Annotated in this window: 20 protein-coding genes; 11 read left to right on the plus strand and 9 right to left on the minus strand. The window is 71.8% G+C overall.

The genetic code is table 11. The annotated features are described in order from the left end of the window. Nucleotide 1: 1 nt before the first annotated feature. Complete coding sequence (locus tag ACYVD5_RS01230) at nucleotides 2-169, plus strand: hypothetical protein (RefSeq protein WP_460998963.1); 168 nt, start codon at nucleotides 2-4, stop codon at nucleotides 167-169. A gap of 105 nt (nucleotides 170-274) precedes the next feature. On the opposite strand, the gene ACYVD5_RS01235 is transcribed toward ACYVD5_RS01230, so the two are convergent. The 3 genes from ACYVD5_RS01235 to pdxH form a co-directional block, all read right to left on the minus strand. After that, nucleotides 275-2,533 (minus strand): SpoIIE family protein phosphatase, encoded by a 2,259-nt coding sequence (locus tag ACYVD5_RS01235; protein ID WP_460998964.1) that lies wholly within the window; start codon nucleotides 2,531-2,533, stop codon nucleotides 275-277. Between the two features lie 197 nt (nucleotides 2,534-2,730). Then, on the minus strand, nucleotides 2,731-3,441 hold the full coding sequence (locus tag ACYVD5_RS01240) for a metal-dependent transcriptional regulator (protein WP_460998965.1): 711 nt from the start codon (nucleotides 3,439-3,441) through the stop codon (nucleotides 2,731-2,733). Between the two features lie 424 nt (nucleotides 3,442-3,865). Next, entirely contained in the window at nucleotides 3,866-4,531 is a 666-nt protein-coding gene (gene pdxH, locus ACYVD5_RS01245) for a pyridoxamine 5'-phosphate oxidase (RefSeq protein ID WP_460998966.1), read from the minus strand. A gap of 234 nt (nucleotides 4,532-4,765) precedes the next feature. Here pdxH and ACYVD5_RS01250 point away from each other — a divergent pair, with 234 nt between their 5' ends. From ACYVD5_RS01250 to ACYVD5_RS01275, 6 genes are all read left to right on the plus strand, one after another. After that, complete coding sequence (locus ACYVD5_RS01250) at nucleotides 4,766-5,872, plus strand: citrate synthase 2 (RefSeq protein WP_460998967.1); 1,107 nt, start codon at nucleotides 4,766-4,768, stop codon at nucleotides 5,870-5,872. Nucleotides 5,873-6,106: 234 nt separating this feature from the next. Continuing rightward, the gene (locus ACYVD5_RS01255) at nucleotides 6,107-7,033 is read left to right on the plus strand and encodes a hypothetical protein (protein WP_460998968.1); all 927 of its coding nucleotides are present in this window, start codon (nucleotides 6,107-6,109) and stop codon (nucleotides 7,031-7,033) included. Between the two features lie 33 nt (nucleotides 7,034-7,066). Continuing rightward, the gene (locus ACYVD5_RS01260; RefSeq protein ID WP_460998969.1) at nucleotides 7,067-7,339 is read left to right on the plus strand and encodes a hypothetical protein; all 273 of its coding nucleotides are present in this window, start codon (nucleotides 7,067-7,069) and stop codon (nucleotides 7,337-7,339) included. A 132-nt stretch (nucleotides 7,340-7,471) separates the two neighbouring features. Continuing rightward, nucleotides 7,472-8,593 (plus strand): phosphoserine transaminase, encoded by a 1,122-nt coding sequence (gene serC, locus ACYVD5_RS01265; protein WP_460998970.1) that lies wholly within the window; start codon nucleotides 7,472-7,474, stop codon nucleotides 8,591-8,593. A gap of 175 nt (nucleotides 8,594-8,768) precedes the next feature. Then, a complete protein-coding gene (locus tag ACYVD5_RS01270) occupies nucleotides 8,769-9,764 on the plus strand; it encodes a glycerophosphodiester phosphodiesterase family protein (protein WP_460998971.1) in 996 nt (331 codons plus the stop codon). Next, the gene (locus ACYVD5_RS01275; protein WP_460998972.1) at nucleotides 9,761-10,720 is read left to right on the plus strand and encodes an aminoglycoside phosphotransferase family protein; all 960 of its coding nucleotides are present in this window, start codon (nucleotides 9,761-9,763) and stop codon (nucleotides 10,718-10,720) included. The genes ACYVD5_RS01270 and ACYVD5_RS01275 overlap by 4 nt, the downstream gene beginning before the upstream one ends. Nucleotides 10,721-11,502: 782 nt before the next feature. On the opposite strand, the gene ACYVD5_RS01280 is transcribed toward ACYVD5_RS01275, so the two are convergent. Then, complete coding sequence (locus ACYVD5_RS01280; protein WP_460998973.1) at nucleotides 11,503-12,573, minus strand: hypothetical protein; 1,071 nt, start codon at nucleotides 12,571-12,573, stop codon at nucleotides 11,503-11,505. A gap of 98 nt (nucleotides 12,574-12,671) precedes the next feature. On the opposite strand from ACYVD5_RS01280, the gene ACYVD5_RS01285 reads away from it, so the two are divergent. Next, nucleotides 12,672-13,397 carry a 3-keto-5-aminohexanoate cleavage protein gene (locus tag ACYVD5_RS01285; protein ID WP_460998974.1) on the plus strand — a complete coding sequence of 242 codons (726 nt, stop codon included), beginning with the start codon at nucleotides 12,672-12,674 and terminating at the stop codon, nucleotides 13,395-13,397. Nucleotides 13,398-13,661: 264 nt separating this feature from the next. Here ACYVD5_RS01285 and thpR read toward each other — a convergent pair whose 3' ends face one another. From thpR to ACYVD5_RS01305, 4 genes are all read right to left on the minus strand, one after another. Then, the gene (gene thpR / locus ACYVD5_RS01290; protein WP_460998975.1) at nucleotides 13,662-14,285 is read right to left on the minus strand and encodes an RNA 2',3'-cyclic phosphodiesterase; all 624 of its coding nucleotides are present in this window, start codon (nucleotides 14,283-14,285) and stop codon (nucleotides 13,662-13,664) included. A 158-nt stretch (nucleotides 14,286-14,443) separates the two neighbouring features. Further along, nucleotides 14,444-15,718 carry an MFS transporter gene (locus ACYVD5_RS01295; protein WP_460998976.1) on the minus strand — a complete coding sequence of 425 codons (1,275 nt, stop codon included), beginning with the start codon at nucleotides 15,716-15,718 and terminating at the stop codon, nucleotides 14,444-14,446. Between the two features lie 107 nt (nucleotides 15,719-15,825). Then, complete coding sequence (locus tag ACYVD5_RS01300; RefSeq protein WP_460998977.1) at nucleotides 15,826-16,275, minus strand: MarR family winged helix-turn-helix transcriptional regulator; 450 nt, start codon at nucleotides 16,273-16,275, stop codon at nucleotides 15,826-15,828. Between the two features lie 163 nt (nucleotides 16,276-16,438). Then, on the minus strand, nucleotides 16,439-17,929 hold the full coding sequence (locus ACYVD5_RS01305) for an NCS2 family permease (RefSeq protein WP_460998978.1): 1,491 nt from the start codon (nucleotides 17,927-17,929) through the stop codon (nucleotides 16,439-16,441). Between the two features lie 253 nt (nucleotides 17,930-18,182). Here ACYVD5_RS01305 and ACYVD5_RS01310 point away from each other — a divergent pair, with 253 nt between their 5' ends. From ACYVD5_RS01310 to ACYVD5_RS01320, 3 genes are all read left to right on the plus strand, one after another. Continuing rightward, nucleotides 18,183-18,713, plus strand: coding sequence for a DUF2530 domain-containing protein (locus tag ACYVD5_RS01310; protein ID WP_460998979.1), 531 nt, complete (start codon nucleotides 18,183-18,185; stop codon nucleotides 18,711-18,713). Between the two features lie 47 nt (nucleotides 18,714-18,760). After that, nucleotides 18,761-20,245 (plus strand): DUF7059 domain-containing protein, encoded by a 1,485-nt coding sequence (locus tag ACYVD5_RS01315; protein WP_460998980.1) that lies wholly within the window; start codon nucleotides 18,761-18,763, stop codon nucleotides 20,243-20,245. A gap of 224 nt (nucleotides 20,246-20,469) precedes the next feature. Next, nucleotides 20,470-20,676 (plus strand): DUF397 domain-containing protein, encoded by a 207-nt coding sequence (locus tag ACYVD5_RS01320; protein ID WP_460998981.1) that lies wholly within the window; start codon nucleotides 20,470-20,472, stop codon nucleotides 20,674-20,676. 23 nt (nucleotides 20,677-20,699) lie between these two features. Here ACYVD5_RS01320 and ACYVD5_RS01325 read toward each other — a convergent pair whose 3' ends face one another. After that, nucleotides 20,700-22,730 (minus strand): tetratricopeptide repeat protein, encoded by a 2,031-nt coding sequence (locus tag ACYVD5_RS01325; protein WP_460998982.1) that lies wholly within the window; start codon nucleotides 22,728-22,730, stop codon nucleotides 20,700-20,702. Nucleotides 22,731-22,738: the final 8 nt, after the last annotated feature.

Genomic DNA, 22,738 nt, shown 5'->3' on the forward strand with positions numbered 1-22,738 from the left:
AATGAGCGGTGCATGGGACGGGCTGATCGTTCTCGGTCTGCTGATCATCCTGCTGGTAATCGGCGTCCGCAAGCTGCGGCCGCGTGTGCACATCCCCTGGACCACCGGCGGCATCGTGGTCGCCTTCATCTTCGTTGTACTGCTGCTGTGGGCGTGGTCGAACCGCTAGCGCCGCACCGGTGATCATGCAGAAATGCCGAGAGTTCAATGCTCAGACGGGCATTTCTGCAGGGTCATCGCCGAACACCACGGCCGCCCGGCCGGGTACAGCGGCCTACTCCGCCTTCAGCGGGACCTCGAACCAGACCGCCTTGCCGTCGGGGGTCGGCCGCGAACCCCAGCGCGTGGCCAGTTGGTCGACGAGGTAGAGGCCGCGGCCGCCCTCGTCGTCGGCGCCCGCGCTGCGGATGCGCGGCAGCCGCAGGTCGCGGTCGAAGACCTCGACCCACACCGAGCCCGCGCCGCGGCGCAGCCGGAGCAGGAACTCGCTGGTCTGCGGGGTGTCGGTGTCCTCGGAGATCTCGTCGAGCAGGTCGGACCAGTCCTCGTCGAAGTCGTCGGCGCCATCGCCGCCGAGTATGTCGGGGTCCAGCGCAGTCCCGGAGTCGCGCACGCCGTCGGAGGTGAACTCGCGGCGGACCGGGTGGGGTGTGGCGTGTATGACGACGTTGGTGACGATCTCGGAAACCAGCAGGCAGGCCAGCTCGGCCTGGTCGCGGTCCATACCCCAGTTCTTGAACGTGCTGGAGGCCAGATGGCGGGCGTCGCCGACGGTGGGCGCCTCGGCGATGAACCAGCCCTCCTCCATGGCCAGTTCGCCGGAGTGGGTGCGCACCACCAGCAGCGCGGTGTCGTCGTCGATCTCGCCGGGCACGGCGGTGATGGCGGCCTGGGCGATCTTCTCGACGTCCGAGCCGGCCACTTCCTGCACGCGCTGGTGCAGGTGCGAAAGCGAGCGCGCGATGTCGACGGTCCCGCCGATCGGGCGGCGGTCGACCAGGCCGTCGGTGTAGAGGAGCAGGGTGGCGCCGGGGGGAAGCTCCAGGTCGGCCTGGTGGTAGACGGCGTCGTCGAACGGGGCGCCGCGGAGTTTGACCCCGAGCAGGGTGTCGGAGACCTCCAGCGCCAGTTCCTCGACGGTGCCGTCGCCGTCGATGAGCAGCGGCGCCTGGTGGCCGGCATTGGCGTAGAACAACTGGCGCGACCAGGCGTCGTAGACCATGTACAGGCAGCTCACGCTGGGCACCCAGGTGCCGCCGGCGCCGTCGGGGCGGCCCAGTTGGCGCACCCATTCGTCGAGTTCGCGCAGGATGTCGGCTGGTTCGCGGTCGGCCTGGGCAAAGGCGCGCAGCGCCGCGCGGAGCTGGCCCATGACGGCGGCGGCGTGCGGACCGCGGCCCTCGACGTCGCCGATGACGATGCCCACGCGGCCGGCCGATAGCGGGATGACGTCGTAGAAGTCGCCGCCGACCTGGGTCTGGACGCCGTGGCCGTGGGCTTCGAGCGGTTTGGCCGGCACGTAGCGGTGCCCGATGGACAGGCCGTCGAAGTCGGGGAAGGTGCGGGGCAGCAGGCTGTGCTGGAACGCCAGGGCGGTGCTGCGTTCCTCCTCGAACAGCCGCGCGTTGTCGATGGCCAGGGCCACCCGCGAGGCCAGGGCGCCGACAAGGTCGCGGTCGAAGCCGCCGTAGCGGGTCTTTTCGCGGGGGGAGAGCCGGGACAGCGCGAGGGTGAGCACGCCCAGGAGTTCGCCGCGCGCGCGCAGCGGGGCCGCGATCTCGGAGGTGACACCCACCTGCTCGGCCACGCGGGCCGCGCGTTTGTCCTCGGTCTCGGCCACGTGGGCGTAGTCGCCGACCAGCACGGTCTCCATGCGGCGCATGGCGGTGCGGACGAAGTGGTGCTCGGGGTAGCGGACCTCTTCGCCGACGTCGAACCAGGTTCCGGGCGGCGGGGTCCAACCCTCGGCGTGCACGGCGATGCGCCGGACGAGGCGGTCGTGGTCGAAGAGGTCGATGAAGCAGTGGTCGGCGAACTGCGGCACCAGGATCTCGGCGACGGCCTTGATCGTGGAGTCGAACTCCAGGGAGGCCGCCAGGCGGCTGCCGACCCGTTCGAGCAGGCCGTAGAGATCCTCGACGCGGCCGCTGCGCAGCGCCTCGCTCGCGAAGATCGTGAACCCCTCGATCACTCCGGCGGGGTCCTTCATCGGCACGGCGTTGACGCGCACGTGCAGCCAGGAGGAGTCGGGGCTCATGACGGCGAAGGTGCCGTCCCAGGTGCCGCCCTGGAGCGCGCGCCGGGCCAACTGGTTTACGCGTTCGAGGTCGGATTCCTGGATGCCGAGGTCGACCAGCGAGATGCCCCGCGGGTCGCTGTCTTCGGGGAGCTGGAACAGTTCGCGCGCAAAGGGGTTGATGTAGCGCAGGCGGCTGGCGCGGTCGGCAACCAGGACGGCGATCTGCGCCTGCTCGAAGACCGCGTCCCCGGTGAGGGCATCGTCGTCGTAGAAGGCTTCCCCCCGTCGGTTCATTCAGCCGCCACCTTGACCTCACCGGCCGCGGTCATGATGCCGAGCCGCACGGTCCGCACTGCCCTCGCGCGCCGGCTCCGGTGGCACCGGAGACCGCGCGCCATGGCCAGAGCATAGCCCCAGTGCGCAGGTATCTGCAGAGCATCGCGACATTTCGCCCCCGGGCGACCCGCGCGCGGGGGCGGCACGCGCCGGTTTCAGGGCTTGGTGACGAAAATGTGGCTGGCGATCTGCCGGGACAGTTCGCTGGGCTCGCCATCCTTGCCGCTACCACCAATCACCTTTACGCCTCTGTCGCTCGCCACGAGCGCCACTTCCTGCTCGGGTTGTACCCCGGCACGCTTGAGATCCAGCATCACTTCGGGATCGCTCTGCAGCTGCTCGCTGATGCGCCGCACCTTTACCGTGGTCTCGGCCCCGTTGGCGACATCGAGCATCGGCACGATGGACTCGCCGGAGAACGGTTCGGCCGCGTAGTCGGCCAGCCCCAGCTCCTCCAATCCCGGAATGGGGTTGCCGTGGGGACACACCGACGGCGCGTTCAGCAGCCGCACGAGGCGTTCCTCGACGGCCTCGGAAATGACGTGCTCCCAGCGGCAGGCCTCGACGTGGACGTCCTCCCACGGCAGGCCGATGACATCGACCAGCAGGCGCTCGGCCAGGCGGTGCTTGCGCATGACATGGGTGGCCAGCCGGTTGCCCTCCTCGGTCATGGCGAGGTGGCGGTCGTTCTCGACCCGCAGGAGGCCGTCGCGTTCCATGCGGGCGACGGTCTGGCTCACCGTCGGGCCGCTCTGCGCCAGGCGTTCGGCGATGCGCGCCCGCAGGGGCACGATGCCTTCTTCCTCCAGCTCGAAGATCGTGCGGAGGTACATCTCCGTGGTGTCGATAAGCCCGTGTGCGGTCAAGGCTCCCCCTCCCCTCATGGGCCGTCGAGAGTCGACGACGGCAGACTCTCAACGCAGGCCGGCCGCACGGCAATTTCCGGTTGCGCCGCCGGATGAGTGTCCGGGCGGGAACCGACCGCTGCGCCCTGGCCGCGGGAGCGGCCACCGATCCTCCTCATCATACCGCGGCAACGGACAACCCACTTCGCCGCAATGTGCCGAGCACCACAATCCGGCAACAGCACCGCAACAATGTGCCCCACCCGGACCTCCGGGGGACGCACGGCGCCCGGCCGCCGCCCGGTTCGAGTGGCTTCGGCGGTGTGCGGCCGCGTCCGGTGGTTCGGGCGGGTTCAGGCGGGTTCGGGACTGGTTCGTTCTTGCTTGGGGCGGCTGGGATCGGTCGTGCTCCGGACCGGTCCGCCCGGATCCGGCACCGGGGCCGCTACGGCGCCAACCGGTCCAGTTCCCAGGTGCCGTCGGCCGCGCCGCCCGCCGCCAGGGTGTAGCAGAACCTGTCGTGCATCCGGTCGGCGCGGCCCTGCCAGAACTCCACCTCCACGGGCACGATCCGGTAGCCGCCCCAGTAAGCGGGGCGGGGGATCTCCGCATCGGGCGCCCACACATCGGCGAACTCCGCGTAAAGGGCATCCAGCTCGGCGCGGTCGGCGATCCGGCTCGACTGCCGCTCACTGGCCCATGCGCCGATTTGTGAACCCCGCGGGCGGGAATGGAAGTACGCGTCGTTCTCGGTGTCGCTGAGACGTTGGACACGGCCCGAAACGAGCACCTGGCGACGGACCTCGTGCCAGGGGAACACCGCCGAGACGCGCGGCTCATCTGCCAGCGCCCGGCCTTTCCGCGACCCGTAGTTGGTGAAAAACCGCAGGCCAGAGCGGTCGTACCCTTTAAGTAGGACGGTTCGCACCCGAGGCGCGCCACTGGGCTCGACCGTGGCCACGACCATGGCGTTGGGTTCGGCCAACCCCGACGTGTGTGCCTGTGTGAACCACGTGTGAAACTGCTCCAGTGGATGGGCTGCCAGCTCGGAACGCCGCAGCGGCGGACCGCCGTAGGGCTGCCGCAGTTCCGCCGGATCGCAGTCGTTCACAGTGGGGAATCCTCACATGACCTGTGGGGTAAGCGCCAGCGCACAACCTCAACACCGCGGACGCAACGACCGCGGCCGACCGTGTCGCCCCGCTGCCGCCGGGACCAGCCCGCACGGCACCGGGGCCGGCCCGCACCGCTGATACAGGCCCGCGTGCCACCGAGAATCAAGACCGCACGTGTCCATTGGATGCACCCCTTTCCACTGGACCGAGACACTACGGAGGAAGCCGGTATGTCGGACTTCAAACCCGGGCTCGAAGGAGTCGTGGCGTTCGAGACCGAGATCGCTGAACCGGACAAAGAGGGCGGCGCCCTCCGCTACCGCGGCGTGGACATCGAAAACCTCGTGGGCCACACCGCCTTCGGTCGCGTCTGGGGGCTGCTGGTCGACGACAGCTTCTATCCCGGCCTTCCCTTCGCGGAACCGGTCGCCCAAGCGGTGCGCAGCGGCGACATCCGCGTCGACGTGCAGAGCGCCCTTGCCGCGCTCGCCCCGCTGTGGGGATTCCAGCCGCTGCTGGACATCGACGACGACACCGCCCGCGAGAACGTCGCCCGAGCGGCCTCGGCGGCCCTGTCGGTAACCGCCCAGGCGGCGCGCGGCGACCTGCCCGAGGTGCCCCGCGACCTCATCGAGGAGGGTGAGTCGGTCGTCGAGCGGTTCATGATCCAGCTGCGCGGCGAACCCGACCCGCGCCACGTCAAGGCAGTCGACGCCTACTGGAGCTCCGCCGCCGAACACGGCATGAACGCCTCCACCTTCACCGCGCGCGTCATCGCCTCCACCGGGGCCGACGTCTCCGCCGCACTCTCGGGCGCGGTGGGGGCCATGTCGGGCCCGCTGCACGGCGGCGCGCCTGCGCGCGTGCTGCACATGCTCGGCGAGACCGAACGCATCGGCGACGCGCGCACCTACGTGTCCCGCGCGCTCGATCAGGGCGAGCGCCTGATGGGCTTCGGCCACCGCGTCTACCGCGCCGAGGACCCGCGTGCGCGCGTACTGCGCCGCGCGGCCAAGGAACTGGACGCGCCGCGCTTCGAGGTCGCCCAGGCCCTGGAGAACGCCGCCCTGGAGGAGCTGCACGCCCGCAAGCCCGACCGGGTGCTGGCCACCAACGTCGAGTACTGGGCCGCGGTGGTGCTGGACTTCGCGGAGATCCCGACCGAGATGTTCACGGCCATGTTCACCTGCGCCCGCACGGCAGGCTGGTCGGCACACATCCTCGAACAGAAACGCACCGGCCGCCTGGTCCGCCCCAGCGCCCACTACACCGGCCCGGCCGCCCGCGACATCAACGACGTCCCGGGGGCGCAGGATGCCCTGGCCCAGGGAGTCTGAAGCCGGCGGACAGCCAAAGGCCCTGCGGCGGCCACCGAAACCATGGTGGAGGTGGAGCCGCGGGGCCTGTGTTTTTTTCCGGTTCGCCCCATAGGTTCCGATGGTCAACTAATGGCGAATAACAAAAATAGTCCGACGACAGCCACATTAAAGTCATCCGCAAACCATAAATGGGGACCAGTGCACTCGTACTGAGTTGCGCAAGCCGCGCCGGGTTTGGTTAATGTCTGCGCCATGCCCGGAACAAATCACGAGACCCAGGTCCTCCTGATGCAGGACCGGCCGGATACCTCGGCCGTCATTCTGCGCGACACCTTCGGCCTGGAACTCCCCGCCTACAAAAACGCCCACACCGGCGGCAGCGATCTAACGACATTCGCCCCGCCGGAGCACAAAGCGGACCAAGTCACCGTGCTCCGCGACGAGGACGACAACGAGGTGATGGCGATCATCACCGAGATCCAACTACGCAAAGACGACGACAAGCACTACACCTGGCCGCTCTACGCCGCCACCCTCCGCGAGCGGATGCGCTGCCCGGTCCACATGCTGGTCATCTGCCCCGACAGCACGACCTCCGAGTGGGCGCGCACTCCGATCGGCGCAAAGCTGGAAAGCCTGCAACTGCACGTATCCGCGCTCGGCCCCGACAACGCTCCCGTCATCGACAACATCGAAGAGGCGCGCCGGATGCCCAGCCTGTCGGTGCTGTCGGCTGCCATGCACCACGGGAACCACCGCGTTCTGGACGCCGCACAAGCAGCCCTGGACACCGTTCCGGAAGAACGGATGAGGCACTACCATAAATTCATCGAGGCACACCTCGACCAAGCGGCGTCGCAGTACTGGAGGAAACAGATGCAGACCGAGCAGTACGAGTGGCAGAGCGAGATCGCACGCGGGTTCATCGCCGAAGGCGAGGCGAGGGGTGAGGCCCGAGGTGAAGCCCGAGGTGAAGCCCGAGGTGAAGCCCGAGGTGAAGCCCGAGGTGAAGCCCGAGGTGAAGCCAAGTCCATCTTGATGCTCCTCGACTTCCACGGTGTCGAACTCACCGAGGATCAGCGCAACACCATCCGAAACTGCACCGACATCGACCAACTCAACACATGGCTGAAACGCGCAGCCAAAGCCACCAACGCCCGCGACATCTTCACACCCTGACCACCGCCCCACACGAACATGCGACTGGAACCCATGGCAGACGAGCCACCAAGCGAGATCGCCCGGCCATTCTTCGAGCAGGGGTACGAGATCGGACTACGAAAAGGCGTAACCAAGTCCATCTTCGAGCACCTCGACCGCTGCGGCGTCGACCTCACCGAGGAGCAGCGCGACACCATCCGCGCCTGCACCGACCTCGACCGGCTGGAGGCGCTGATGGACCACACGTGTCACTTGGCCGCCGCCCACCGCGCCTTCACCAGAGAACTGGACACCTGGGTGGCCGAGCAGTCCGCTGCAGTCTGAGCCCTTGCCCTTCGGCGACCGCCGGTCCGGCCGGGCGGCGGATCCCCCCGCATGCCGCTCCGCGCTGGGCAAACGCCGCTAACCCGCCCCCTCACCTGCGGCGCGGCGGCGTCAGCCACTACCCTTGCGCAGGTGACCGACATTCAGATTCCCGCGAACCTGCTGCCCAGCGACGGCCGCTTCGGCTGCGGCCCGTCGAAGGTCCGACCCGAGCAACTTTCCTCCCTCGCGTCGTCCGGCTCCGGCTATATGGGGACTTCGCACCGGCAGAAGCCCGTCAAGTCCTTGGTCGGGCGGGTGCGAACCGGTCTGTCGCAGCTCTTCTCCCTGCCCGAGGGCTACGAGGTGGTGCTCGGCAACGGCGGCACGACCGCGTTCTGGGACACCGCCGCGCACGGGCTGCTGCGCGAGAAGTCCCAGCACCTGTCCTTCGGCGAGTTCTCGTCGAAGTTCGCCAAGGTGGCCAAGGGCGCGCCGTGGCTCGCCGACCCCTCCGTCATCAGCACCGACCCCGGCACGCACGGCGTCCCGGTGGCCGAGGACGGCGTCGACGCCTACGCGCTCACCCACAACGAGACCTCCACCGGCGTGGCCATGCCCATCCGCCGGGTCGCCGGCGCAGCCGAGGACGCGCTGGTGATGGTCGACGCCACCAGCGGTGCCGGCGGTCTGCCCGTGGACATCTCCGAGACCGACGTCTACTACTTCGCGCCGCAGAAGTGCTTTGCGGCCGACGGCGGCCTGTGGGTGGCCATCATGTCGCCCAAGGCGCTGGCGCGCGTCACCGAGATCGCCGAGAGCGGGCGCTACATCCCCGAGTTCTTCTCGCTGACGACCGCCGTCGACAACTCCCGCAAGGACCAGACCTACAACACGCCCGCCGTTGCCACCCTCATGCTGTTCGCCGAGCAGATCGAGTGGATGAACGAGCGGGGCGGCCTGGACTGGACCGTGGGGCGCACCGCGGAGTCCTCGTCGGTGCTGTACTCGTGGGCCGAGAAGACCGACTACGCCGGTCCGTTCGTGACCGACCCCGCCCAGCGCTCCCAGGTCGTGGGCACGATCGACTTCGCCGACAGCATCGACGCCGCCGCCGTGGCCGCCACCCTGCGGGCCAACGGGATCGTCGACACCGAGCCTTACCGCAAGCTGGGCCGCAATCAGCTGCGCGTCGGCATGTTCCCGGCGATCGAGCCCGACGACGTGCGTGCCCTCACCGAGTGCATCGAGCACGTGGTGGGCAAACTCGGCTGAACCGCCCCCGGCCCCGGTCCGCCGGCCCCGGTCGGCCATGCCGCGGGCAGGGTTCGATTCGCTTGATCGGGCTCGCAGCGATACACCTGATGGCCTGCCCGGACACCGCGTCCGGTCAGGCCATCACTTGCGAGCGGGTGCCCGCCCGGCGCGGGCACCGAGGACGGATGCGACTGTGCGCAGAAACAAGCAGGAGCCGGAGCTCAAGATCATCTCGCACCGGGGCGCGTCCGGTCAGCGCCCCGAGCACACGCTGGGCTCCTACGAGCTCGGGGCCCGGGTCGGCGGCGACTTCATGGAGATCGATCTGGTCGCCACCGCCGACGGCGTGCTGGTGGCCCGGCACGAACCCGAGATCGGCGGCACGACCGATGTCGCCGACCATCCGGAGTTCGCCGACCGCCGCACCACGCGGACCATCGACGGGCGCGAGTACACCGGCTGGTTCGCCCACGACTTCACCCTGGACGAGCTCAAGACGCTGCGGGCCACCGAGCGGATCCCCGACGTCCGCCCCGGCAATGCCGCCCACGACGGCACCTACGAGATCCCCACCTTCCAGGAGATCGTCGACCTGGCCAAGCGGATGACCGCCGAGCTGGGCCGGCGCATCGGCGTCTACCCCGAGACCAAGCACCCGGCCTACCACGCCGAACAGGGCCTGGACCTGGAACCTCCGCTGCTGGCCGCGCTGCTCGACAGCGGGCTGTCGGGCCCGGAGCCGGAGCTTCCGGTGTTCCTGCAGTCGTTCGAGAGCGCGAGCCTGGCCAAGCTCGCCGACGCGGGCCTGCCGCGCGTGTTCCTGCTGGGTACCGAGGAGCACTGGCGCCCGTTCCTCACCCCCGAGGGCCTGGCCGGGGTGGCGGACTTCGCCGAGGCGGTCGGCCCGGCAAAGGACCTGGTGATCCCGCGCGACGGCGAAGGTGCACTGGGCGAGCCCACCTCGCTGGTCGCCGATGCCCATGCGGCCGGGCTGCTGGTGCACCCGTGGACGTTCCGCAGCGAGAACCGCTTCCTGCCGGCCGACCTGCGCAGCGGAGGCGGGCAGAGCGACTACGGCGGCTTCGCGGCCGAGTACGAGGCGTTCTTCGCCACCGGTGTCGACGGGGTGTTCACCGACCATTCCCGGCATGCCTTCCTCGCGCGCGAGATCTACCTGGAGGAAGGATGAGCGAGGCCGGCGGCAGCGGCCGCACCGGCGCGCCGCCTCCGCAGCTGCCCAAGGGCGTCGCGCGCAGCGTCAAGGCGCTTGCGGGCGGCTCGGAGTGGCTGGACGCGCTGCCGGGGATCCTCGAAGACTTCCGCGACGGTTGGGAGCTGGAGCTGGGCAGCCCGTTCGAGGGCGGTAGCTGCTCGTGGGCGGGTCCGGTGCGGACCGCCGACGGCGCCCCCGCGGTGCTGAAAGTGTCCTTCCCGCACCGCGAGGCCAGCGGCGAGGCCGAGGCGCTGCGCGCCTGGGACGGCCTCGGCGCGGTCAGGCTGCTGCGCTCGACCGGCGACGGCTTCGGGCTGCTGCTGGAGCCCTGCGATCCGGGCGAGAAGCTGCGCGACGCCGCCGGGGAACCCGAGGACCTGCTGACCGCCGGGTTGTCGGTGCTGGCCCGCCTGTGGAACACGGAACCGGCGGCGGAGGTGCGGCTGGAGCGCCTGGAGACGGTCGCGGCCGACTGGGCGGGCCTGGTCGCCGAGCGCTGGCCCCGGTTGCGCCCCGATGCCGACCCGCACCTGGTGCGCACCGCGGTGGACCTGCTGCATTCGCTGCCGCGCACGGCCGAGCGCAGCGTCGTCCTGCACGGCGATATCAACCCGGGCAACATCCTGGCCGCCGCCCGCGCGCCCTGGCTCGCCATCGACCCCAAGCCGATGGTGGGCGACCCCGGCTACGACCTGTGGCCGCTGATCATGCAGACCGACCCGCCGCTGCGGCTGATCGACCCGCGTCCGACACTGCGCCGGCGCTTCGACCTGTCCGCCGAGCTGCTCGGCGAGCCCGCCGACCGGTTGATGGCCTGGTCGATGGCGCGGGCGGTGGAGTCGGCCTTCGACCGCTTCAATATCGGCGCTTTCCCGGAGGGCGACGCCGAACTGGCCCAGGCGGCGGTGCTGGCCGACATCGCGGGTCTGTAGGCCGGCGGTTAAGCCCTGTTTAGGAAGTGTGTGTTAGCGGCACCGAGGGCGGCGGTCGGCCCGGGTGGGTGGGCGGCTCCTCCTGGCGATGATCATGCAGAAATGCCGGTCTCAGCTTTGATATTTGGGCACATCTGCAGGGTCGGTGCGTCGCCCGCCCCCGCCGCCTGCGGCCGGGGCGGTGACCGCCCGCCCCGGCCGCCTGCGGCCGTTGGTGCTGCTTTTCAGCCCCAGATCACCCGTCACCCGGCCGCGAACAAGGCCGCCGAGCGGACCCGTGTCCGCCCCGGTCCCGAACACACCGGCCGCCATGGCACGCCACGACCAGTGCCCCGGTGCGGGACGGCTTCTCCAGGGTTGATCGGTCCACCGGAGGCCCTGCTGCTGCGCAGGCACCGGCATGCGGGCAGTCCCGATCGATCAGGGCCGATTCAACAGGACTTGGGCCGTTGTGCGGTCCGCTCCGCGGGGCGGGCCGGTCCCGGATCCGCGGTCCCGGTCCGTTCGGGTGGCAGGCCCGCAACCGGCCGCGCGCCGCCCGCTGCACGGCCGCCGCGGACGCTCCGCAGCCCGTTCCCGGATGCTCCGCGAGCGGGGCCGGTCGGGCCGCGGCCGCTTGTGGGCGGAGCGCCGCGCAGCGGCCCCGCTGCGGCTCGCCGGAGCGACTCTGCACAACTCCGGCATAGCCCCTACGGTGCACAAACAGTGACCTATACCGAGTTGTCCACAGGATTCGCCGCACCCTGTGGACAACGGGTGCCGGCCTGTGGAAAACCTTGGGTTCAGCCGCGGCGGGCGAGCAGGACGATGGCGGCGATCACGACCACGGCCAGGCCCGCGCCGGTCCAGATCAGGGCCGCGGCGCCGGTGCCGGCATCCTCGCCGGCCGAGCCGCCGGCAGCCTCGCCGCCGGCCCCCGCGGACGGGCCGCCGTCGCCGCCGTCCTTGCCGCCCGCGCCGGACCCGCCGCCGGCGGCGGTCTCCAGCGGCACGCGCCACACCGGGCTGCCCGGCCCTTCGGTCCCCGCGAGCAGGGAGCGGCCGTCGTGGGCGAAAGCCAGCGACTCACCCTGGTCGGACTCCGGCAGCGGCACACGTTCGACGATGCGGCCGCGCACGCCCTGCTCGGCGTCGTAGACGGTCGCTGCCCAGTAGGTCCGCACCGCGTAGTAGGCGCCATCGCGGGAGAACGCGGCGTCGGTGGCGTACAGCGGAGCGGAGTCGACCCGCTTGAGGGTGTTGGTGCCGCCGGGGTCGAGCTGCTCGGGTGCCGCGTAGACCCCGCCCGCGACCTCCTTGCTCAGGACGTAGAGGCGGTTGTCGCGCGGGTCGACCATCATCGCTTCGGCGTCGCGGCCGCCGTCCTCGTAGACGAGGGTGAAGGCGGTGGCCCCGATGGTCTGGTCGGTGAGGTCGCCGGGTTCGGGCAGGCGGTAGACGCGGATGCTGGGCCAGCCGCCCTGGAAGTTGTCGCCGATGTCGCCGACGTAGACGGCCGGGTCGCCATCGGGTCCGGCGCCGACGGCGATCGCCTCCCAGTCGCGCGCCTCGACCCCCTCGCCGGCGAGGGTGACGGTGGCCAGGGTGTCGCCCTGTTCGTCCACGGCGTAGATTTCGGGGCCGTAGGAGCCGCTGTCGTTGTGCGTCCAGTAGACGCCGTCGTGGCGGCGGGAGGCGGCCAGCCCGCTCGACTCTTCGATGCGGTCGTCGGTGATCCGGAATTCGGGGTCGGGCCCGGCCGGTGCGGTGGGGTCGGAGGCGGTGGGGTCGGAGGAGGGCGGGGCTGCCGCCGCCGGTGCCGCGGGGAGCACCGCGAGCGCGAGCGAAACCGCGAGCGCGGCGCATCTCCTCATATCCGCAATCCTGCCATCATCGGCGTGGCGGCGTGGCTTGCGACCCGCACCTTGTGGGCATGCTCCGCTTACACGCGCTTCAGCGGAAGGATGGCCAGATGCGGATCGTCGCCTGCCTCAACGGGGACCGTCGCCCCGGGGCGCATCCCGCCCTGCCCGTATGGCCCGAGCAGATCGCCCGCGACGCCCGGGCGGCCGTCAACGCGGGCGCCGACGGCGTACACGTGCATCCGCGCGACCACACGGGCGCGGAGTCGCTGGAGCCGCAGGTGGTCACCCCGCTGCTGGAACTGCTGCGGGCCGAGATCCCCGACGTCTCCGTCAGCGTCACCACCGCGCTTTCTGCCGAGCCCGATCCCGTCCGCCGCTATGACCTGGTGCAGCGTTGGAGCGCGCTGCCCTTCTCCGCATCGGTGAACCTGCACGAGCCCGGGTCGGTCGAGGTCGCACGGCTGCTCATCGACCGCCGGGTCGAGGTCGAGGCGGGGGTGTGGACCGCCGATGCCGCCCGCATCCTGGTCGCCTCCGGCCTTGCGGGCGCCTTCACCCGCGTGCTGGTGGAGCCGATGCAGACCGCGACCGCTGACGCGCTTGCCACCGCCTCGGCCATCGACGGCGTCCTCGACCGGGCGCAGCTGGACCTGCCGCGGCTGCTGCACGGCCGCGACGGCACCGCCTGGCCGATCCTCGACACCGCGCTGGCCGCGGGCCGCGAGGTACGCATCGGCCTGGCCGACACCCTGCGCGACCCCGACGGCGGCGAGGCCGAGGGCAACGCCGCTCTGGTGGCGCTGGCCACCGCGCGCATGTCGGCGGCGGCGTAGGCCGCGTAGGCACCTACCTCCTACCGCGCCGCGCCGCGGCGGCCTCAGCTGACCACCGCGCCGATGACGACGAGCAGCACGATGGCGGCGAGCACCGTGGGCAGCAGCCAGCGCTGCTTCCGGTTGTTGGTGAGCATGCTCATGGGCGTCGGGCCTTACTCGCGTGCTGCGGGCGCGCTGGTGCCGCGTCCGGCTCGGGGTGCCGGCGCGCGGCGTGCCGCGGGCTTGCGGGCCCGGGCAGGGGCTGGTGCGCGCAGGGCGCTTTCAGCTTAATGGCCAGGTTGCGACGGTCTCGTACCGGGGCCGCGCCGGGTGGCGGCTGCGGACCAGGTGGATCTCGTCGACGGTCCAGAACGGTGTGGCCAGCTTGCCCAGCGCCGAACGCAGCGCCGTCATGTCGGTGGGCGGCCTGCTGCGGGCCAGGGTCAGGTGCGGCACGAACGCGCGCCGGTCCAGGCGGATGCCGCACTTGCGCGCGCCCTTGCGCAGTCCGGCGGCCAGCGCCGCCACCGTGTCGACGTCGCCTTCCAGCCCGGCCCACAGTACGGACGCCTGCGCCGTGTCGCCGGGGAAGGTCCCGCCGCCGCGGACCGCCACCGCGGGCCGCTCGTGCCGGGCGGCCTCGGCGGCGAGCCGTTTCTCCAGCGCCGGCCGCCCGGAGTCGGCAACATCGCCGAGGAACAGCAGCGTGATGTGCCAGTCCTCGCGGTCGCCCCAGTTCAGACCGCGCCCCAGGCGCACGTGCTCGCGCGGTTCGACGGTCCGTCCGGCCGTGTCCAGCACCCCGCCTGCGACGCTGAGCCGGTCCGCGGCGCTGAGCGCGTCGGCCGTGCGGGCGACCTCGTCCAAGACCTCTTCGGGCGGGTGGACCGCGACGAACAGCCTCATACGCGACCCCGCATCGTCGTCCTCCGCAGTTGTTGATCTGTGTGCCCTGCAGCATGCCATCCGCCGTACCCGGACGGTAGGGAAATGCGGTGTTCTGTGCGACCGATTCCACACCGGCCTGCATGCCGGCCCTCACCCCGGTCTCCGTGCCGACCGGTTCAGTCGGCGGGCGCGGCACCGTTCTCGCAAGGCTGCCGGGCCGAGACCCGCACGAACGGGCGCCGGGCGGACAGCCGTATCCGCACCCGCTGGCTGCGGGCCAGCAGCAGGGTCACGGCGGCGACCACGACCACGCTGACCGCGCCGCCCGCACCGAGGCTGGCGCGGGGGCCGAAGGTGTCGGCGAGGAACCCGACGATCGGGGCGCCGATCGGGGCGACGCCGAGGAAGACGAGCATGTAGATGCTCATCACCCGCCCGCGCATCTGCGGATCAACACTGAGTTGGAACGTGGAGTTCAGCGAGGTGGTGAAGGTCATGAACGCGACGCCCATGGGCACCAGCACCAGCATGAAGGCGAGGTAGCTCGGCGCCACCGCCGACACCGCCTGCAGCACGCCGAACGCCAGGGCCCCGCTGAGGACGATGCGCAGCCGCGGCCGCTCGCGGCGTGCGGCGACCAGTGCGCCGGCGAGCGCGCCCGCCGCCAGCGCGGCGGCAGCGGTGCCGAATGCGGCCGCGCCGGTTTGGAAGACGTTGTTGGCCATCAGCGCGATCTGGTTCTGCACGTTCGCGCCGAACAGCTGCACGAACACGGTCATCACCAGCAGCAGTACCAGGTCGGGGCGGGCCAGCACGTAGCGCACGCCCTCCAGGGTCTGGCCCTTGGCGCGCGGCGCGGGCTCGGTGACCTGGAGTTCGGCGGGCCGCATCAGCCACAGGCCGCTGAGCACCGCCAGGAAGGAGGCGGCGTTGATCAGGAAGACCGGGCCGCTGCCGATCGCCGCGATCAGCAGTCCGGCGACCGCGGGCCCGGCGACCCGGCCGAACTGGAAGCTCGCACTGTTCAGCGCGACCGCGTTGGGCAGGTCGCGGTCGCCGACCATCTCGACGACGAAGGTCTGCCGCGCCGGGTTGTCGACCACGGTGACCAGGCCCAGCGCAAAGGCGAAGATGTAGACGTGCCACACCTGGGCGGCGCCGGAGAGCGCCAGTACGCCCAGTCCGGCGGCGAGGACGCCCATGGCCGCCTGGGTGACGATCAGCAGGCGTCGCTTGCCCAGCCGGTCGACGAGGGTGCCGCCCCACAGCCCGAACAGCAGCATGGGCAGGAACTGCAGTGCGGTGGTGAGGCCGAGGGCGATGCCGCTGCCGCCGCTGAGCTGGAGGACCAGCCAGTCCTGGGCGACGCGCTGCATCCAGGTGCCGGTGTTGGAGACGACCTGGCCGGCGGCGAAGAGGCGGTAGTTGCGGATGGCCAGGGACCGGAACATGCCGTGGCGCGGTTCCGGCGCGCCGGCGGCCGGGCCCGGCGGCGGGGAACCGGGCGGGCCGGGCGGTTCGGGGTCGTCTTCGGCGGGTCCGTCCGGGGCGAGGCCGCCTAAGAGCGGGCCAGCCGGTCCAGGATCTCGGCCGCGCGCCGCAGCGTGTCCTTCTCCTCGGGGGTCATCTCCTTGAGGCGCCGGGTCAGCCACGCCTCGCGGCGCCGCTGGTCGGCCCGCACCAGTTCCCGGCCCTCCTCGGTGAGGTCGACCAGTTGCCTGCGCTGGTCCTCGGGGTGCTTGGTGCGCTTGAGCAGCCGCCGCTCCTCCAGCCCCGCCACGATGCGGGTCATCGAGGGCGGCTGCACTTTCTCGTGGTCGGCGAGTTCGCCCGGGGTCATCTCGCCGTGCCGGGCCAGCGTGAACAGTGCCGAGCTCTGCCCCAGCGACAGTGACGCGTCCGGCGCCTGCGCCCGCAGCCTCCGGGCCAACCTGCCCACGGTCACCCGCAGCACCGCCGCCAGCCCGGCGTCGGTCCTGGTCTGTTGGGACAGCGGAGACTTCTTCATTAGCAGAACTCATTACTTTTGCTAACAATACAGCGCGATGCCATGATTCCCGGGCTTACCGGGAAGCCACAGCACCCTGACTGCGGAGCCGGTGAAACGTGCCGCGCCGGCGCGCGGCGGCACTGCCCCGCACCCTAGCCGCGCACCGGAGACCGCACCCCCGTCACAGCCCCAGCAGCCGCTCGATGGGCCCCAGCGCGAAGTGCACGGTGAACACCACCGCCACCACCCACAGCAGCGGGTGGATCTCGCGGATCCGGCCCTGGGCGACCCGGATGACGGCGTAGCTGATGAACCCGACGCCGATGCCGTTGGCGATCGAGTAGCTGAACGGCATGACCACAATCGTCAGGAACGCGGGGATACCGATCGAGTAGTCGCCGAACGGGATCTTGGTGATCTGGGAGACCATCATGAATCCGACGATGATCAGTACCGGCGTGGCCGCCTCGAACGGCACCAGCTCGACCAGCGGCGAGAACAGCGTGGCCACCAGGAACAGCACACCGGTGACAATGGCGGCGATGCCGGTGCGCGCGCCTTCGCCCAGCCCCGCCGCCGACTCGGCGAAGACGGTGTTGACCGAGGACGGCGCCGCGCCGCCGGCGATGGTGCCCAGCGAATCCACGATGAGGACCTCGCGGGCGCGCGGCACGTTGCCGTCGGCGTCGAGCAGTCCCGCCTGCCCGGCCACGCCCACCATGGTGCCCATCGTGTCGAAGAAGTCGGCGAGCAGCAGGGTGAACACCAGCAGGATGACGGTGACCGTCCCGGCGTTGGCGAAACTGCCGAAGAGGTTGAACTGCCCGACCAGGCTGAAGTCGGGCGGGGAGACCACATCGCCGATCGACGCGGGCAGCGCCGGGACGGTCAGCGACCAGCCGTCGGGGTTGGTCCCGTCGCCGGTGGCCATCGGCCCGACCTGCGCGATCGCCTCGATGGCGATGCCCGTGACCGTGGCCACCGCGATCCCGATCAGCATGGCGCCGCGCACCTTGTTCACGATCAGCGCGATGGTCAGCACCAGGCCGAGCACGAACACCAGGATGGGCCAGCCCGACAGCGACCCGCTGCCCAACTGCACCGGGACCGTGGAACCGGCGGCGTCGGGCACCCGGCGGATGAACCCGGCGTTGACGAACCCGACCAGCGTGAGGAACATGCCCACGCCCACCGCGATCGCGGTCTTGAGCTCCGGCGGGATGGCCCGGAACACCGCGGTGCGGAATCCGGTCAGCACCAGCAGCAGCAGCACGATGCCTTCGAGGATGATCAACCCCATTGCATCGGCCCAGGTCATCTGAGGTGCGATCGAGTAGGCCACGATGACGTTCATGCCCATGCCCGCCGCCACCGCGAACGGGTAGCGGCTGACGATGCCCATCAGGATGGTGATCACGCCGGCGACCAGCGCCGTGGTTGCGGCCACCCGCGCAAGCCCCAGCGTGTCGCCGTTCATGTCCTCGGCGCTGCCGATGATCTGCGCGTTGAGGACGACGATGTAGGCCATGGCGAAGAACGTCGCCAGACCGCCGCGGATCTCGCGGGAGAACGTCGACCCGCGTTCGCGGACGTGGAAGTAGCGGTCGAGTCGACTTGCGAGGCCGCTGGAACGCGGCGCGGGAGTCTCATCGGGCTGCGGCGTCTGTTTCACTCACTCGACCTTGGCACGTGCGGATTAAGGTACGAGGTCAGACTAGTTGCAGCTATGCACAAAACCGCACAGCACCGCATCCGCGCCATTAGGCGGATCGTCCGAACGCCGCGGCCGGCGGGGCAGTGCCGGAGCGTCCCAGGGCCCTTTCCGGCGGCCCTGCGCCGGGCATCCGCCGGCTCGCTGCCCGCCGTCCGGCCATCCTCGCGTCCAAGCCCCGGAGCGCGGCGCGGCCATCGACTAACCTGAAAGCGTGCGCCAGCCCCGCAAACCCGATCCCGAGGTCCTGGAGAGCGACTACCGCGTTCCCACGGCCCTGGGCACGGCGGCCTGGATCGCAGCGCTGATCGCGCTGCTGGCTCTGGGCGACCGCCTGCCCGAAGAGGACCGCTGGTGGCGCTGGGTCTGTGTGACCGGAATCGCGTTCGGCGTGTTCGCGTTCTGCTACATCCCCCGCCACCTGCGCCGTACCGGCGAGGGGCAGGGCGCCGACCCGGGTGCCGCGCCCGCCGAGCCCGCCCCGGCTACCGGCACCGCCGACACCGCCCCGCCCGCCGGGCGGCTCCCCGACACGGACTCCCCGAACTCCGCCCCCGGCTCCGATCCCGGCGAGCAGGAGGCCGAATCCGCTGCGGAGCACCGCCCGAAACCCGCCGACTCCCCCGGCCCCGCACACAAGCCCGACTCTGCCGCCCCGGACCAGCGCACCGGGCCCCCGCCCGCCGGCGCATCCGGCGCGGCTGCGCCCGCACCCGGCCGCACCGACGGGCGCGAAACCCGGTAGGCGGCGAACGCACACGTGTGGGGCCGCACGTCCCTGATAATGGGCGCGTGTCTGAATCGTTTCGCCCGTTTCCGCACGCACTCGCCGACCGACTGCGCAAGACCCTGATCGACGCCGACTACACGGTCTCCGGCGTGCGCGACCGGCTCGGCGACATGGCTTCGCGGGCGCTGGCCCGCGAGCGGCTCACGCCCGCGCTGCGCGCCACCGGCGGCGAAGAACGCCTGGGGGTGCTGCTGCGCCTGTGGTGGCTGCAGGAGCCGGTCGCCGCGGACGCCGTGCGCGCCGTACTGCCGGTCGACGACCTCGGCGACGCCGGGCTGGTCACCGTTGACGAGGGCCGCGTGCGCGCCCGGGTGCACCTCGCCCCCTGGGAGATGGACGAAGGCCGCCCGGGTTTCGTCGTCTCCGACCCCACCGTGCGCCCCGGCCAGGGCAGCCCCCGCCCCGACCACGTCGTCGGCGCGGGCGGCGCCTCGGCGAGCCTGTCCCGGCTGCTGGTCGACGGCCCGTTCGAGCGTGCGCTGGACCTCGGTACGGGCTGCGGCGTGCAGGGGCTGCACCTCGCATCGCGGGCCGCCGATGTGGTGGCCACCGACGTCAACCCGCGGGCGCTGCACCTGGCCGGGATCACCTGGGCGCTGTCGGACGTGCCGCACGTGCGCCCGCGCACCGGCTCGCTGTACGACCCGGTCGAGGGGGAACGCTTCGACCTGATCGCCTGCAACCCCCCGTTCGTGGTCACCCCCGAGACCCGCTACACCTACCGCGAGTCCGGCTACGCCGCCGACGCCGTCTGCGCCGAACTGGTCCGCCGCGCACCGCAGTACCTCACCGACGGCGGCTGGTGCCAGATCCTGGCCAACTGGCTGCACGTCGAGGGCGAGGACTGGCGCGACCGCGTCGGCGAGTGGATGGCCAACACCGGGTGCTCGGGGTGGGTGGTCCAGCGCGAGGTGCAGGATCCCGCCGAGTACGTCGAGCTGTGGCTGCGCGACTCCTGCGAGGAGGGCGGCCCCGAGTACACCCGGCGCTACGACGCCTGGCTGGACTACTTCGAGCGCGAGGCCGTGCAGGGCATCGGGTTCGGCTGGATCAGCCTGCGCAACGACGTCGCCCAGGATGCGGCGGTGCGCCTGGAGGAGTTCCGCCACGAGATCGAACAGCCCGTGGGCCGCTACCTGCCCGAGGTCGTCAACGGGGCCATGACCGCCAACCGGCTCACCGACGCGGCCCTGCTGTCGGCGCACGTGGCGCTGGCGCCCGAAGTGGTCGAGGAACGCATCGCGGTGCCCGGCGCGCCCGATCCCGAACGCATCCTGCTGCGCCAGCGCAACGGCCTGCGGCGGGTCGCCCAGGTCGGCACGGTCGAGGCGGCGCTGGCGAGTGTGTGCGACGGGACCATGCCGGTGGGCCCGCTGCTGGATGCGATCGCCGAGCTCACCGACCGCGACTCCGCCGAGGTGCGCGCCGAGGCCCCCGATGTGCTGCGCTCCCTGATAGCCGAGGGCTTCTTCCGCGTCGCCCGCTGATCCCGGCACGTTGCGGCCGGCGGGCGGCATACCGACAGCGGCCGCGCGCCTGCGTCCCCCAGAGGTCCAGCGACAGGTCGCCGCCAGGTGCAGGGCGATGACACGGCGGGCCCTGGGCGGCGAACAACGCGGGTATGCGAGCGGGTGCGACCGCACGGCCCGCGGCTGGAGGGCTGCCGGATGGTCTGTGAGGATGGTGCCGTTGCCGAGGGCGGGAGGAAGCCATGCTGGTACCCGGGGACGGCTGGCACCGGAGCCGCCACTCCTCGTCGGCGGTCGCGACGTGTGTGGAGGCGGTGTTCACCGGCGCCGCGGTCGGCGTGCGCGACTCGACCCGGCCCGAGGGCACCCGGCTGCGGTTCGGCCGCCGGGAGTGGCTGGCGCTGGTGCGCTGGGCGGCCGCGGACAACGCGGGCCGCGTGCCGGGCTGAGCAACGTGGCGGCCCCGGCGCGGTCAGGCCGACGGGCCGCGCGGTCGCTCCCGGTCCATCAGCTCGGCGACCTCGCCGATTGCGGGATGTTCCGCACCCAGCGCGTCCTCAAGCCGGCTTAGTGCCGCGGCGAACGCGGTCTCGGCCTCCCGCTCCTCGCCCCGGCCCATGCGGCTGACGGCGAGGTACACGCGGGCGAGCGTGGCGGCGAGGTGCTCGGGGCCTTCCGGCGCACCGGCGCGGTCGACCACCTCCCCGAACCGCCGGTCGGCGTCGTCCCACCGGTGCTTGCGCATGGCGACGAAGCCGCCGTTCAACCGTGCGTACAACGTGGTCGCGTCGTCCTGATCGTCGCGGAGGGCGGTGAGGATCTCGGTGAACTCGGTCTCCGCGGTGTCCAAGTCCCCCTGCCTGAAGGCGACGACCGCCGCCTGGTGGCGCGTGTCGAAGGTGTCCGCGTGATCGGGACCGAGGACGTCGCTGCGGCGGGCGAGGACGTGGCGGTAGAGGCGCCGCGCCTCGTTCAGGCGGCCGCTGGAGATCAGCGCGTCGCCCTGGCAGTGCTGGGTGTGCAGGGTCACCGGGTGGTCCGGTCCCAGGGCGCGGCGCGCGCGGTCGCTCAGCCGGGCCAGTTCGGTCGCGGCGCCGGCGGCGTCGCCCTCCTGCGACCGGATCCGGGCCCGGTTGGCCGCGGTACGGAGGGTGTCGGGGTGGTCGTCGCCCAGGGCGCGGCTGCGCAGGCGCAGCAGGGCGCGGCCGGCCGTCCGCTCCATCGCGAGGTCCTGGTCGCGCCGGTGGTCCAGCAACCGCTCCACGTCGTCGCCCACTGCGGCGGCGCCGTCCGCCCCGAGACCGTCGCGCGTTGTCTCGGCGATGAGCGGGTGGACGCGCAGAGCCGGCTCGCCGCGCAGGACGGTGATGTCGGCGAGCCCGTGGGTGGCGAGGGCATTGGCGGCCTCGGCCAGGACGGCCTCGTCCAGGGTGCCGGGGCCCGTGTCGCAGGTGCCGCCGCGCAGCAGGTGCAGCGGGAGGCGGCGCAGCGGCACCTCCGCGCCGTCGGCGCCGAGGACGGACAGCAGCCGCAGCAGTGGTGCGGCCTGCGGAATGTCGGCCAGCAGCGCCACGGAGACCTCCCAGGTGCCGCCGAGTGATCCGCGTTCGGGGCCGCCGTCTTCGGGTGTGCTAGCGGGGGCGGCCAGGGCGTCGATGCGCAGTACGGACTCGGTGATCTGGTCCTCAAGCGCGCTGAAGTCGGCGAGCATCGCGCGGCGGGTGGCGACGGCCCTGCCGGCGAGGGTGAGGGGGAGCGGGATGCCGCCCAGGCGCTCGGCCAAGGCCGCCGCGTCCGCGGAGTCGGGTGTCAGGGCGTGGTCGCAGAGCACGGCGGCGGCGTCGGCGGTGGCGAGTTCGCCGACGCGCAGCAGCGGGGCGGGCGCCCACACCGCGGGGTCGGCGATGCGCGTGGTGACCACGGCCAGGCCCCGGCTGCTGGGGCGCAGCCAGCCCAAACCCGCGCCGGGCCGGTTGTCGGGATCCAGTTCCTCTGGGCGGTCGGCGTTGTCGATCACCAGGAGCCAGGGCCGCTCGGCGGCGTCGAGGCAGCGCCAGGCCCAGCGGGCCGCGCGGCGCGGGGAGGCGCGCAGCTCGGCCGCCTCGGAGCGGGGACCGCCCGCCTCCACGGCGGCTTCCAAGAGGCCCGGCCCCACGCTTCCGGGCCGGATCCAGAACACGTCGCGCCCGCGGGCAGCGGCGCGCGCGGCAAGCTCGGCGGCCACGGCGGACTTGCCGATGCCGCCGGGTCCGGCAAGGACGGCGGGCTGCCGCTCGCCCGCCGCCATGGCCTCTTCCAGCTCGGCCAACAGGCCTGCGCGGCCGCGCAGGCGGGTCGCCGGCTGCGGCGCGTCCAGGCAGACGTCGGCGGTCGGCGGCGGCTCGGGCGCGGTGTGGACGTGCAGGTCGCCGTGTACGTCGCGAGCCTGCACGAGCATGCCGTGCACGGGGCCGGCGGCCGTGTTGGGTCCCGGCGGCCCGCCGGGCTCAGCAGGCTGGGGCATCAGTTCAG

Source organism: Streptomonospora sediminis, from assembly GCF_054778995.1.

Excerpts from the sequence above, each read along its gene's own strand:
- ACYVD5_RS01235 (WP_460998964.1), bottom strand. The coding sequence starts at position 2,533 with ATGAACCGACGGGGGGAAGCCTTCTACGACGACGATGCCCTCACCGGG.
- thpR (WP_460998975.1), bottom strand. The coding sequence starts at position 14,285 with ATGAGGCTGTTCGTCGCGGTCCACCCGCCCGAAGAGGTCTTGGACGAG.
- ACYVD5_RS01230 (WP_460998963.1), top strand. The coding sequence starts at position 2 with ATGAGCGGTGCATGGGACGGGCTGATCGTTCTCGGTCTGCTGATCATC.
- ACYVD5_RS01325 (WP_460998982.1), bottom strand. The coding sequence starts at position 22,730 with ATGCCCCAGCCTGCTGAGCCCGGCGGGCCGCCGGGACCCAACACGGCC.
- ACYVD5_RS01320 (WP_460998981.1), top strand. The coding sequence starts at position 20,470 with ATGCTGGTACCCGGGGACGGCTGGCACCGGAGCCGCCACTCCTCGTCG.
- ACYVD5_RS01255 (WP_460998968.1), top strand. The coding sequence starts at position 6,107 with ATGCCCGGAACAAATCACGAGACCCAGGTCCTCCTGATGCAGGACCGG.
- ACYVD5_RS01275 (WP_460998972.1), top strand. The coding sequence starts at position 9,761 with ATGAGCGAGGCCGGCGGCAGCGGCCGCACCGGCGCGCCGCCTCCGCAG.
- ACYVD5_RS01260 (WP_460998969.1), top strand. The coding sequence starts at position 7,067 with ATGGCAGACGAGCCACCAAGCGAGATCGCCCGGCCATTCTTCGAGCAG.
- ACYVD5_RS01250 (WP_460998967.1), top strand. The coding sequence starts at position 4,766 with ATGTCGGACTTCAAACCCGGGCTCGAAGGAGTCGTGGCGTTCGAGACC.
- ACYVD5_RS01300 (WP_460998977.1), bottom strand. The coding sequence starts at position 16,275 with ATGAAGAAGTCTCCGCTGTCCCAACAGACCAGGACCGACGCCGGGCTG.
- ACYVD5_RS01280 (WP_460998973.1), bottom strand. The coding sequence starts at position 12,573 with ATGAGGAGATGCGCCGCGCTCGCGGTTTCGCTCGCGCTCGCGGTGCTC.
- ACYVD5_RS01285 (WP_460998974.1), top strand. The coding sequence starts at position 12,672 with ATGCGGATCGTCGCCTGCCTCAACGGGGACCGTCGCCCCGGGGCGCAT.
- ACYVD5_RS01295 (WP_460998976.1), bottom strand. The coding sequence starts at position 15,718 with ATGTTCCGGTCCCTGGCCATCCGCAACTACCGCCTCTTCGCCGCCGGC.